The organism is Spirosoma pulveris, assembly GCF_054781875.1.
Map to the genome: position 1 here is coordinate 1,022,293 of NZ_BAAGTO010000001.1, position 12,154 is coordinate 1,034,446.

At 49.6% G+C, this 12,154-nt stretch carries 10 protein-coding genes; 4 read left to right on the forward strand and 6 right to left on the reverse strand.

Features of this window, described 5'->3' with window-relative positions; all coding sequences use genetic code 11:
* Nucleotides 1–21 precede the first annotated feature (21 nt).
* From ACYVJM_RS04140 to ACYVJM_RS04150, 3 genes are all read right to left on the reverse strand, one after another.
* Nucleotides 22–1,287 carry a BamA/TamA family outer membrane protein gene (locus ACYVJM_RS04140; protein ID WP_461146938.1) on the reverse strand — a complete coding sequence of 422 codons (1,266 nt, stop codon included), beginning with the start codon at nt 1,285–1,287 and terminating at the stop codon, nt 22–24.
* Nucleotides 1,288–1,558: 271 nt separating this feature from the next.
* Entirely contained in the window at nt 1,559–2,962 is a 1,404-nt protein-coding gene (locus tag ACYVJM_RS04145) for a tetratricopeptide repeat protein (protein WP_461146939.1), read from the reverse strand.
* Nucleotides 2,963–3,074: 112 nt separating this feature from the next.
* Nucleotides 3,075–4,115 carry an NAD-dependent epimerase/dehydratase family protein gene (locus ACYVJM_RS04150; protein WP_461146940.1) on the reverse strand — a complete coding sequence of 347 codons (1,041 nt, stop codon included), beginning with the start codon at nt 4,113–4,115 and terminating at the stop codon, nt 3,075–3,077.
* Here ACYVJM_RS04150 and ACYVJM_RS04155 point away from each other — a divergent pair.
* Both ACYVJM_RS04155 and metG read left to right on the forward strand, forming a co-directional pair.
* Nucleotides 4,106–4,342, forward strand: coding sequence for a hypothetical protein (locus tag ACYVJM_RS04155; RefSeq protein ID WP_461146941.1), 237 nt, complete (start codon nt 4,106–4,108; stop codon nt 4,340–4,342). The genes ACYVJM_RS04150 and ACYVJM_RS04155 overlap by 10 nt on opposite strands.
* Nucleotides 4,343–4,358: 16 nt before the next feature.
* Nucleotides 4,359–6,407 carry a methionine--tRNA ligase gene (gene metG, locus ACYVJM_RS04160; RefSeq protein ID WP_461146942.1) on the forward strand — a complete coding sequence of 683 codons (2,049 nt, stop codon included), beginning with the start codon at nt 4,359–4,361 and terminating at the stop codon, nt 6,405–6,407.
* 57 nt (nt 6,408–6,464) lie between these two features.
* Here the strand turns inward: metG and ACYVJM_RS04165 are convergent, their stop codons facing one another.
* Nucleotides 6,465–7,724 carry a DUF2264 domain-containing protein gene (locus ACYVJM_RS04165; protein ID WP_461146943.1) on the reverse strand — a complete coding sequence of 420 codons (1,260 nt, stop codon included), beginning with the start codon at nt 7,722–7,724 and terminating at the stop codon, nt 6,465–6,467.
* Between the two features lie 157 nt (nt 7,725–7,881).
* On the opposite strand from ACYVJM_RS04165, the gene ACYVJM_RS04170 reads away from it, so the two are divergent.
* Complete coding sequence (locus ACYVJM_RS04170; protein WP_461146944.1) at nt 7,882–9,642, forward strand: ABC transporter ATP-binding protein; 1,761 nt, start codon at nt 7,882–7,884, stop codon at nt 9,640–9,642.
* A gap of 6 nt (nt 9,643–9,648) precedes the next feature.
* Here the strand turns inward: ACYVJM_RS04170 and ACYVJM_RS04175 are convergent, their stop codons facing one another.
* Both ACYVJM_RS04175 and ACYVJM_RS04180 read right to left on the reverse strand, forming a co-directional pair.
* A complete protein-coding gene (locus ACYVJM_RS04175) occupies nt 9,649–9,975 on the reverse strand; it encodes a hypothetical protein (RefSeq protein WP_461146945.1) in 327 nt (108 codons plus the stop codon).
* A 50-nt stretch (nt 9,976–10,025) separates the two neighbouring features.
* Complete coding sequence (locus ACYVJM_RS04180) at nt 10,026–11,315, reverse strand: hemolysin family protein (protein WP_461146946.1); 1,290 nt, start codon at nt 11,313–11,315, stop codon at nt 10,026–10,028.
* A gap of 117 nt (nt 11,316–11,432) precedes the next feature.
* On the opposite strand from ACYVJM_RS04180, the gene ACYVJM_RS04185 reads away from it, so the two are divergent.
* Complete coding sequence (locus tag ACYVJM_RS04185) at nt 11,433–12,146, forward strand: NUDIX hydrolase (RefSeq protein ID WP_461146947.1); 714 nt, start codon at nt 11,433–11,435, stop codon at nt 12,144–12,146.
* The last annotated feature ends 8 nt before the right edge of the window (nt 12,147–12,154 follow it).

Genomic DNA, 12,154 nt, shown 5'->3' on the forward strand with positions numbered 1-12,154 from the left:
TGGCGAACACGCTAAACGCGATTAAAAGACTTCGCCCAGATTCAGAAACAGCCCACGCGATCCCCCAATTCCGAATCCATAGTCGATAGCCAGATTTAAATTGGAGTGCTTGTTTACTTTTAAACGAAGACCCACTCCGCCACCGGGTAACAGTCGCCCAAAATGATTCGTCTCCGGGTAATCACTATAGGTTTGCATATTGGCAAAGACGACGCCACCCAGCAAGCCATTCCGTAGCAGGACCGTGCGGTATTCTGTTTCAAGATAGACGAGATTCCGGCCCCTAAATCGCCCCTGGGTGTAGCCTCTGCCCATATTGGAATACGTATCCCATCCGGTACTGGGTAGATCCAGATACGGTGCCTGCCCCCCAAAACTCAGCCAGTTCAGATTCCAGAAGGTTAAAATATGCTTCCCATTTTCAGCCAGGGGTATATATTTCCTAAAATCTGCCAACACCGACTGCCAGTTTTGATCACTGCCTAACCACCGCATATTTGGGCGTACCACAACATTACCAAAAAACCCATTTTGAGGATTATTTGGATTTCGGCGCGTGCTGTATTGCGCACTAAACATCAAGCCTGATGACACAGTCCGGGTACCTGTGCTGTATTTTTCAAAATCGTCGTTCAGTTGCGGGGTATTATTTTCGTCGCGGATATTCCAGTGATAGTCGAGTGCGTACCCCGCCCCTACCGAAAAATTAGGCAAAATTTGCCGTAAAATGGCTTGATGCAGTCTGAGATAGGCATATAATAAACGGTCGTCGACAGCAGCCGGAGAGTTGCCTCCCAGACCGAAGTTGTCTGCGGAATAATCATAATACCGCCAGTCGCTGACGATGTTGTACCGGTTGCCTTTCGTCCAGATATTCGTAACTACCGGAACAATGATCTGCTTATACTGCGTGTACTGAGGTGTTGTAATTATGGTCGAAATATTCTGGTCGGGATTGGTGCTGGTGAATGATAGATTGGCATTCAAGCCAACAGCAAAGCCAGTTTGGAGTGCATAGGCTAGCTCTGGGAAAACAGAGGGATGGAATCCGGCCTGTGCCCGTTCTACAGGACGATGGCCTTTCCGGTTGATAAATTGATAATACACATCCCAAACATCAGCCGATGAATCAGGTACCGATGCGGGTATATTCTCTTGATTTCCCAGTTGGTTTAATTCAGACTGAGCGACACTTTTTATAGATAGACAGGCCGACAGATAAAACCCAATAAAGAGTGTATGTTTCGTGCGTCGGTAGGTGGACAGGCCGTAAGTCGGCTTTTTCATGTTACGGCAAACTAATTTGTTTCGGTTGTGAATGCGCCTGCTAACCTATGCTTTTCTCCTCACTTTTTTCCGGTAAAAATGGAATCCATGCGTATACAGCTCAACGTACTGCAACTAAAAGCTTAACGTACAGGCAATTATGATAATAAGGCCAGCATTTCTTACACGTTGGATGCATTTATAGCAGGTAACGTAACGACCTTTATTTGCCTCTTATCAATAAAAAAAGCTGCCCAAACAGACAGCTTTTTTTATTGATAAGAGGGTTGATTCAATCTTTTTTGTACTGCTGAATGATCTTGTAGAGTGCCTTCTGCTTCTCCAATTCGGGAAAGAACTCGAAGAGTTGAACGTGTGCATCGTAGTCCAGCGAAAGCGCGGCTTCCAGTTGAATCAATGATTCACGATAATGACCGGCATGAATCAAATAAACGGCCGAGCGATAGTACAAATCAGCTTCAGAAGGCATATCATTGATACCCGACTGGATTATATCGTTAGCCCGCAGGAAATCGCCCTGATCGAACGGAACGAGTGACCAGGTCAGGTACACATCCGGGTTTTCAGCATCGACTTCGGCGGCCTTTTCAAAGGCCTCGACACTCGACAGCACATTCCCGATTTTATACTCTGTTTCGGCTACTGCCAGGTAATACTCCCCGTTCTGGTCGCTAAGTTTGACGGCTTTCTGCAAAAAGGGCAGCGCTTCGTACCACTTCCCCGACTCGCTCAGACAAACACCAATACCATACCAGGCTTCGTCCCACATAGCGTCCAGTTTAATGGCCTCCCGATATTCCTTAATCGCTTCTGTAATGCGATCCTGCTTTTCCAGACTGGCTCCCAGATGGCAATAGGTATCGGCGGTGGCTTCTTCAAACTTCAGCGTTTCGCGATAACAGCTTTCTGCTTTCTCGAACAATCCCAGATTCATATAGGTATTGCCCAGATTGAAGTGTGCCGACGCAAAATCACCTTTAATAATTACGGCGTAATCGTACGCTTCAGCGGCCTCAGCATAACGCCCCAATTTGCTGTAAGCGATACCAATATTATACCAGGCATTATACGAATAAGGGTCGGAATCGATCAGTTGCTGGTAGTAAGCCAGACTATTTTCCAGTTCGCCCGTTACATCGAGACAAAATGCGAGTTCGTACAGCGCGTTTTCGTTGTTGATATTCAGCGCAATGGATTTCTTATACTGGGTGATCGCTTCGTCGTATTTACCCCAGTTCTGATAACTCTGCCCTAACTGAAACAAAATATCGTCTTTCTCTTCAGCCCGGTCGAGCAACTCTTCCAACACCTGAATTGATTCTTCGTACCGACCGGCCATGTTCAACACAGAGCCTTGCATAAAGGGGACATCGAGGTCCCCGGGATTAAATAGTGAAGCCCGTTCCAGCAAATCCAGCGACTCATCGAACCGTTGAAAGTTGGCCAGAATCTGGGCTTTGTCGAGCATAAGTTCCAGCGCATAAGGGAAGTTTTCCAGACCGGATTCGGCGGCTTTAAGCGCCTTGTCTAAATCACCCTGATTGAGGTAATGTTCAACCATTTGTTCATAGACGTCCAGGTCGAAAAACTGGCTTTGCTGCTGATCCAGCATTTGCTCAAAACGCCGGATTGATTCCTTGATATCGCCTTCTCGTTCTTCGAACTCTTGCTCCATGCTATTGCCTTCAAAATGTGGGCGGATAGGGGCCGCACCAACGGTGCGATTTATCCTTTGGCAGTGAAATATAAACTCAAAAAAGCAGAACTCCAACCTGAGAACGTAAAATTTACATACCGTCCGAAGGCCGTCCAAAGGCGTTTGCCACACGCCCCAGCGTCTCACTTAATGGCCGATACTGAGTATCAAGTACCTGCCCGATTTTGCGTCCATCGTACTGATACAACGAACTTGCCGACCGGGCTGTTTCCCGAGTTATCAACGGGGTCTTGCCAGTCAATCCCGCCCGAATAGCTTCCAAAGGCCAAAGCAGACGCGTCAACGTGGCCGGAACCCGCCAACCAGGCGGACGTTTACCCAGCACAGCCGCTATCTGTTCTAACAACGAACGATACGGAATGGTGCCCCCGTTTAGGATGAACCGCTGTGCGGTTATGTCAGAGAACATCAGATTGACAAGGCTATCGGCCACATCCAGTACATCAACGTAATTGACCAGACCTGCCGGATAGAACGGCTTTTCCGAATGAACATAGTTGATGAGCTGAAGGCTGCTTTTACTCCAGTCGCCAACGCCTAAAATTAAAGATGGGTTGACGATGACGGCGTTTAATCCCTCGGCAACGCCCCGCCACACTTCCAGTTCAGCCCAGTACTTTGTCTTGGCGTACATAGAGTTGTTCGGCGAATCTTCCCATTTCTGTTCTTCATTGATCACGATGGGTTCCTTAGGCCCTCCACCTTTCGCAACCGGACGACCCAGGGCCGCAACCGAACTGACATAACCCAGTTTTCGTACACCCGCTTTCAAACAAACATTGACAACATTCGCCGTTCCTTCTACATTGATTCGCTCCATCCGGTCGCGATCTTTCGGGACAAACGAAACGACGGCAGCCGCATGGACAACGTCAACCGAAACGCCCGACCGTCCTGGTTGAATGGCCGCTTCGAGCGAAGGAATGTCCATGATGTCGCCTTCACACCAGATGATCTGACCAGCCACATCGCTCAGCAGTCCATATCCGTTTCCGGGTCGGTAAAGCACGGAAACGGTATAGCCATCAGCCAGATAACGCCGGGCAATGTGCGAACCGACAAAACCGGTGGCACCAGTAATAAGAACTGAGTTAGGTAGTGATGATGTCAATTGAAGTTTTTGATTTCGACCGGTTGAGGAAATTATTTGTGTTCGGCGTGGTGTTCTCCATAGCCGCCCGTCTTTTCAATCTGTTTGGCGCAGGGTGTTTTGCGCCATCTGTTTGCGTAAACATAACAACGTTCGGCCCTGAATTGCTAATTTTGCGGCCAATTAGTGGCTGGTGTGTCTTTGCAGGCATCAAACTCCTGACGCCGGAACGAACCAACAGCCCCTAATCACTAACCACTGACTATGTTAGAAAATCCACAACGCTATACCGTTACGGCGGCCCTCATTTACGCCAACGGCCCGATTCACATCGGTCATATTGCCGGATGCTATCTGCCCGCCGATATTTATGTTCGTTACCTTCGCTCGACGGGTAAAGATGTTGCCTTCATCAGCGGCACCGACGAACACGGTGTGCCCATCACCATCAAGGCGAAAAAAGAAGGCATTACTCCGCAGGAAGTCGTCGATAAATACTACGGACAGATCAAGCAGGCCTTCAGCGACTTTGGTATTTCCTTCGATATTTACTCTCGCACGTCGAACCAGATCCACCACGAAACGTCGCAGGAGTTTTTCACTAACCTCTACGAAAAGGGTGATTTTGATGAGGAGGTGACCGAACAGTATTACGATGAAGTAGCCGGGCAGTTTCTGGCCGACCGTTACATTGTGGGTACCTGTCCCGTTTGCGGAAACCCTAATGCTTACGGCGACCAGTGCGAGCGCTGCGGCACCGCCCTCAGCCCCACCGAACTTATTGAGCCACACTCTACCCTATCTGGTTCTAAACCAGTGCTGCGCTCGACCAAGAACTGGTTTTTGCCCCTTGACCGGATGCAGCCAAAGATTGAGGATTACGTTAACAGTCATCCCGAATGGAAAACGAACGTATCCGGCCAGTGCCAGTCGTGGCTTAAAGAAGGCCTTCGCCCCCGTGCCATGACCCGCGACCTCGATTGGGGCATTAAAGTCCCCCTTCCCGACGCCGATGGCAAAGTGCTTTACGTGTGGTTCGATGCCCCCATTGGCTACATATCCATGACCAAAGAATGGGCCGCCGAACAAGGTCGGGACTGGGAGCTGTACTGGCGTGACGAACACACCAAACTGGTACATTTTATCGGCAAGGACAACATCGTTTTCCACTGCATTATCTTCCCCGCCATGCTCATGGCCGAGGGCAGTTTCATCCTCGCCGACAATGTGCCCGCCAATGAGTTCATGAATCTGGAGGGCGACAAGATCAGTACATCCCGCAACTGGGCCGTCTGGCTCCACGAATATCTGGAGGAACTACCCGGCAAACAGGACGTATTACGGTACGTGCTGGCGGCCAATGCCCCCGAAACCAAAGACAGTGAGTTTACCTGGAAAGATTTCCAGACCCGCAACAACGCTGAACTGGTTGGTATATTCGGCAATTTCGTGAACCGGGCGGTGGTTTTGACTCAGAAATTCTGCGATGGAAAAGTACCGGCTATTGGCGAGCTGACCGATTACGACCAACAGGTACTGGATGAGTTAGCCCTTTTCCCCGACCGCATCGGGCAGGCCATTGGGAGTTATAAATTCAGGGAAGCGCTGGGGCACCTGATGGATCTGGCTCGACTGGGCAATAAATACCTGGCTGAAACAGAACCCTGGAAGGTAATAAAAACGGACCAAATCCGCGCCAACACGATCCTAAACATAGCCCTGCAAATTTCGGCGAACCTGAGCATCGTCTGCGAGCCGTTCCTGCCCTTCACAACGCAGAAGCTTCGCAGCCAGCTCAATATTACCGAGCATTTTAACTGGACAAACGCAGGCCGGGCCGATTTGCTGGTTACGGGTACCGAATTGGGTAAAGGTGAGTTACTGTTCGCCAAAATAGAAGACGACGAAATAAACACACAGATTCAGAAATTACTGAATGCCAAACGCATGAATGAGTTAGAAACCAAGACCGTTCCGGCCCTGAGGGACGAGATTACGTACGATGATTTCGCGAAAATGGATATCCGTATCGGTACCATCACCGAAGCCGAACGGGTACCTAAAAGCGACAAGCTTCTGAAATTAAAAGTAGACGACGGCCTGGGCGGACGGCAGATTCTGAGCGGCATCGCCAAGCATTTCACCCCCGAAGAGATCATCGGCAAACAGGTGACCTTCCTGGCCAATCTGGCCCCGCGCAAGATGATGGGCTTCGAATCGCAGGGGATGATCCTGATGGCCGAAGACCGCGATGGCAAACTAGCCCTCATTGCCCCCGGTGATGCTGTCTGGAATGGCGGAACGGTAAGCTAAGCTATTTAGAAACAATATATAAAGAGCCGGAGACACACATTTCCGGCTCTTAGTTCTTTACCCCTTTATCGCATGGTCGGTTTGTACATTTTGCCCCGACCATATTTTCTTGGCCGTCCAGTCGGTTGCGGGGGCCGACCAGAAGGGGTCTATGGCTGATAAACCCAGCGGCAGAAACGCCACTGAACATAAATACAGGCTGCCCGTTGAAATGTAAGTTTCGCCGATAGCGGGCTGATGACCGCACAAACCAATTTGTAGCCAGCCTTTGGCATCAAAGGTACCTTCCCTATCCATAGTTCGGTGAATGACCGCCGTCAGTGCCGAACGTACCTGACCGGGCGACAGCTCTGTCGGAAGATTTTCCTGTAAAGCGATTTGGGCCAGTAACTGAAATGCCCCGCATCGGTATGCCAGCGACCGGCCAAAAGCGGCAAACGAACCGTCGGGCGCAATTAACCGCTCCTGAATAATCGCGTAGCGTTGCGCACGAGCCAGCAGGGTTTCGTACAGTCCCTTTTCCGCTTTTCCGGCCTCGGCCAGCGTCTTAACAATATCGATCAGCATGGGCTGAATAACATAACTGTTGTAATAATTCCAGTGAAAGTCGGGCCCATCGCCGTAAGCGCCATCCCCTTTGTACCACGCCTGGTGCTGCCGGATGGCGTAATCCATACGCAGTTCATCGCCAGCACCGGCATACTTCAATAAAGCCGCTTCGACCATGCCACTAAAGAGTAGCCAGTTATTGTAACCCGGTTTGATAACCCGGCTGGCCTGCAGGGCCTTCACCACGTTGGCCTGTTCGGTGGTACTGAGGGCATGCCATAATTTAGGAGAACGAACCAGGCCATGCGCCAGAAAAGCGGCATCGACCAGCGGTTGTCCTCCTTTGGTAAAATTCAAATAATCGGGCGATTTTGGGTTGACCCCGTTGGCAATTGCCTGCCGCGACAAGTCGAGGTAGCGTTGTCGGAGCAGACTCTCCTGCACATCATCGTCGGCGCTGAGTTCGAGCCAGGGTGCCAGCCCGGCCATAGTCCGGCCCAGTGCTTCGAGGTGTGACACGATCAGGCGACCCGGCTGCTGCCCCGGCGCGGATTCGACGGGCATTGACGCTTTCAGCCGATTCTGCGCCAGCGCCGTTAACACCGGATCGACAACTTTGAGCAAGGTTTGCAACCAGTAAGCCCGGTCCTCATTGGCCGCGTTGGTTGCCGTTGTTGGTTGTAAAAAGCTATCGCTTGCTTTTATCGGGTTAATCCCCAAACTAACCGGCAGGGCGGTAACCAGCCGGGTGAACATACGCCGTTTCATAAATCGTTTTTAAGTCAGACCTTGTCAAATAAAGCGACTGTAATCCGTTTTTACTGCTACCCGATTCCGTTCCGGACCAGACCAAATCATATTTTGGCTGAAACGTTCGGGCTAAAAACGCTGTTACAATTCTGAACTTGCCCTTTTTGGTTACCCCGTGAACGAAGAACAAAAGTCAGGTCGGATTTTCGATCTAGCCATACTCCGACGATTATACGCGTTTATTAAACCCTATCAGACGCGTTTTTACGCGCTGATCGGCATTATTATGCTGGCGGCTTGCCTGGCTCCGCTAACGCCCCTGCTTATTCGTTATACCATCGATAACGTAATCGCCATGGGCGATTATCAGCAACTGACCACCATGCTCATCATCATGATTGGCGTACTGGTGGCTCAGGCGCTCATTCAATTCATGAATACCTACCTATCCGGTTGGTTGGGGCAGTATGTTATCAGGGACATTCGTGTGCAGTTGTATCACAAAATTCTCCACCTAAGGCTCAAGTTCTTCGACAACACGCCTATTGGCCGGTTGGTGACCCGTTCTATTTCGGACGTTGAAACACTGGCCGATGTGTTCAGTGAGGGGATGGCGGCTATCGCGGGCGATATTCTACAACTGGTCCTGATCATCGGCGTGATGTTTTATACCGACTGGCGGCTGGCGGCCATTAGTCTCTCGACCATTCCGCTGATGCTGTTCAGCACGTATGTTTTCAAGGAAAAGATCAAGAAATCATTTAACGAAGTTCGGACGGCTGTTGCCAATCTGAACTCCTTTGTTCAGGAACATATTACGGGCATGAACATCGTCCAGATTTTCGGCAGTGAGAAGATTGAGGCTGAAAAATTCCGGGTTATTAACGACGAGCACCGGGCGGCCAACATTCGCTCCATCTGGTACTACTCCGTGTACTATCCCGTTGCGGATATCATTTCGGCGGTGGCCGTTGGTCTGGTTGTCTGGTACGGTGCCCAGCAAATCATAAGTTCGGATGTTACGTTCGGGACGGTTACGGCCTTTGTGATGTTCATCAACCTGTTTTTTCGCCCGATTCGGATGCTGGCCGACCGCTTCAATACCCTTCAAATGGGTATCGTCAGCACCGACCGTATTCTGAAACTGCTGGATAGCGATGAGTTTACTGTCAACAATGGCTCATACGCACCAACCACCATTCGCGGGGATGTCGAGTTTAACCATGTCTGGTTTGCCTACAACAACGAAGACTGGGTGCTTCGGGATATCTCCTTTCGGGTCAACTCCGGCGAAACGGTCGCGTTCGTGGGTGCCACCGGCGCGGGTAAATCATCGATCATCAACTTGTTGAGCCGCTTTTACGACATCAACAAAGGCGAAATCAAGGTCGATGATGTTGATGTTCACGAATACGAACTAGGCCATCTCCGCCGGAATATCGGCGTTGTGCTTCAGGATGTTTTTCTATTTTCGGACACCATCGAAAATAATATTACGCTGGGCGACAAGCGTATCAGCCGCGAGAAAATAGTCGAAGCAGCCAAACTCGTTGGTGTTCATGATTTTATTGAGCGATTGCCGGGCGGGTACGAATACAATGTAATGGAACGTGGTTCAACCCTCTCGGTAGGACAGCGGCAGTTAATTTCGTTCGTACGGGCCATGGTTCAGGACCCCAAAATTATCGTCCTTGACGAAGCGACCTCCTCCGTCGATACCGAAACAGAGGAGATGATTCAGGATGCTATCGGGAAACTGATGAAAGGCCGCACCGCCATTGTCATTGCTCACCGGTTGTCCACGATTCAAAAAGCAAACAACATTATTGTAGTAGACAAGGGTCGCATTGTGGAGCAGGGCAACCACGAAGAGTTACTTCAGCAGGAGGGCTTTTACGCCAACCTGTACCGAATGCAGTACAAAGAAGTGGTGTGAGTTCACTTACGCGCGCAAGGCATCTTCTTCGTCCTCAGGTCCGGCACCCGTAATTCCTTCAGAAATAATTTCATGACCGGATACATTTGGTTTGTCGTTGGTCGGGCCGGGACCGCTGCCGTCGAGCGCATAGGCAATTGATGCAGCTAAATCGTCAGGAGCTATTTTCGCTGATTTTTCGACTGGTTTTGGGTGGACTTGCTGGGTTGGCGAATTGCCTCCCTGCTGATCAATCACTTCTTCATCAGCATTTGGGTCATTTTCCATACCGGTCGGAACACGGCTGGATGTGTTACCGGTCAACTCATTGGCATCGGGGCTGAAGTGTCGCATGAGTATTGATGAATTTGTTTTCATCTATAACTCGTTTCCTTACAGGTTGTTTACTCTTCGGCCAGCTTCTTAACCAGAATTTTATCGATTCGGCTTTTATCCATATCAATGATCTCGAACCGGTAGTTTTGCCAGACAAAGGTTTCTCCCGCTTTGGGGATGTCTTTAAGAATATGGAGCGCAAATCCGCCGAGGGTGTCAAATCCCGTGAGTTCGCGACGCGCCTGTGCGCTTATATTGATGGAGAAATACGAAATAAAATCTTCGAAAGGTAATTGGGCGTCAATCAGGAAGGTTCCGTCTTCGCGCTCACGAATCTCGTAATCGGAGTTTACATCATCGTTAATATCGCCTACAAGCACGTCCAGAATATCGTTCAGGGTAATAATGCCCAGTACGCCCCCGTACTCGTCAACGATAACCCCAACGTATTGTCTGCGCTCCCGAAATCGCTCCAGTACCTGATACGCTTTATTATTTTCAGGAACAAAAAGCGCATCCCGCTTCATATCTGTCAGGTGCAGGAGTTCATTGTCCAGATCTCTGCCCAAAAAATCTTTTGTATAAATCAACCCAACCACCTCATCAACTCCACCATTGCAGAGCGGGTATACGGAGTGTTTATGTTCGAGAATGCGGGCTTTATTTTCGGCGGGTTCATCTTCCAGATCCAGGAAAACGATTTCCTGGCGGTTGGTCATGAGGGAGGTAATTTTCCGGTCGCCGAGTTGAAAAACATTCTGAACTATTTCCTGTTCAATTTCTTCAATGGCCCCACCGGATGTTCCTTCCTGAATAAGGCTTTTTATTTCCTCTTCCGTTACAGCATTCTCGTTCGGTCGAATATTCAGTATTTTGAGCAGTAAATCACTCGATACTGTCAGGAGCGCAATAAACGGGGATGTTAGCCGGGAGAGAAAAATCATGGGAGCAGCCATGGTTTTGGCAATCCCCTCGGGGTTTGAGAGACCAATTCGTTTGGGCACCAACTCACCGAACACCAGCGAAAGGTACGTAAGCAGCAACAACACCAAAACCACCGCAACAGAGTGTGCGTATGGACGGATAACATCAACCTGCGCCACAAACGCCTGAACATCGGTAGTCAGTTTGTCTCCCGAGAAAATACCCAGTAATATACCAATCAGTGTAATGCCAATCTGTACGGTCGACAGAAAGCGGTTGGGGGAATTCGATAAATCGAGGGCAACCTGCGCCTGCCGATCTCCATTTTTTGCGGCTGTTTCCAGCTTTGATCTACGGGAGGATACCAGAGCAATTTCCGACATTGAAAATACGCCATTCAGCAGTGTCAGAAGAAAAATAATGAGAAGTTCCACAAAGAGGATGATTGACCTGTTGCAAAAATATAGAAATGGAACTGGTTTGCAACAGATATAACCGTATGATAGACCATCTGTTTTAGTACTTTTACAGTTCGAACCGCATATCTTCTAATGATTGTTTTCATAAACGACCGCCCTATCCGGCTCGTTGGCCCCAAAGCCGCAACGCAACTGACCAATCCCGCATTGGCAAATCACCCGACATTCGTGGATTACGATCTGATCGTTGATGCTCGTTTAGAACTGCTTAAACAAGATTCCTTGAACGGTCACTTGCTGCTGCTGAACGCTACTCCGGCTACGGTCAGTAAATTGTTAACGCTACTTCAGAAAAGTGATGCCGACCATTTGCTTTCCGTTACGCTGGGTTGCCTGGATAAAGAAGCCTGCGAGGAAGCCATAAAAAAACCATTCAAGATCATAAAAGCCGCTGGTGGGGTTGTCTTCAAAGGCGATAAAATGCTGCTGATGTTCCGCCGGGGTGTATGGGACTTACCCAAAGGAAAACTGGATGATGGCGAATCCTCCCGGCAGGGAGCCGTTCGGGAAGTGAAGGAAGAAACAGGGGTTCGGGTATCTGTAGGCGAACGCATCTGTACAACCTGGCATACTTATACCCTCAATGGAAGCCGTATTTTAAAGCGGACTAAATGGTACCGGATGCGGGCACTCGACGACAGCCGTATGGCCCCACAGGTTGAAGAAGATATTGAGCAACTCGTCTGGTTCGACCAGCGGGAAACAAAGTTGGCCCTGGCGAACTCCTTCAGCTCAATTCGGTACGTTATCGATGAAGTTAATAAGCTCGTGAACGGCAAGGTTTGATGCACATG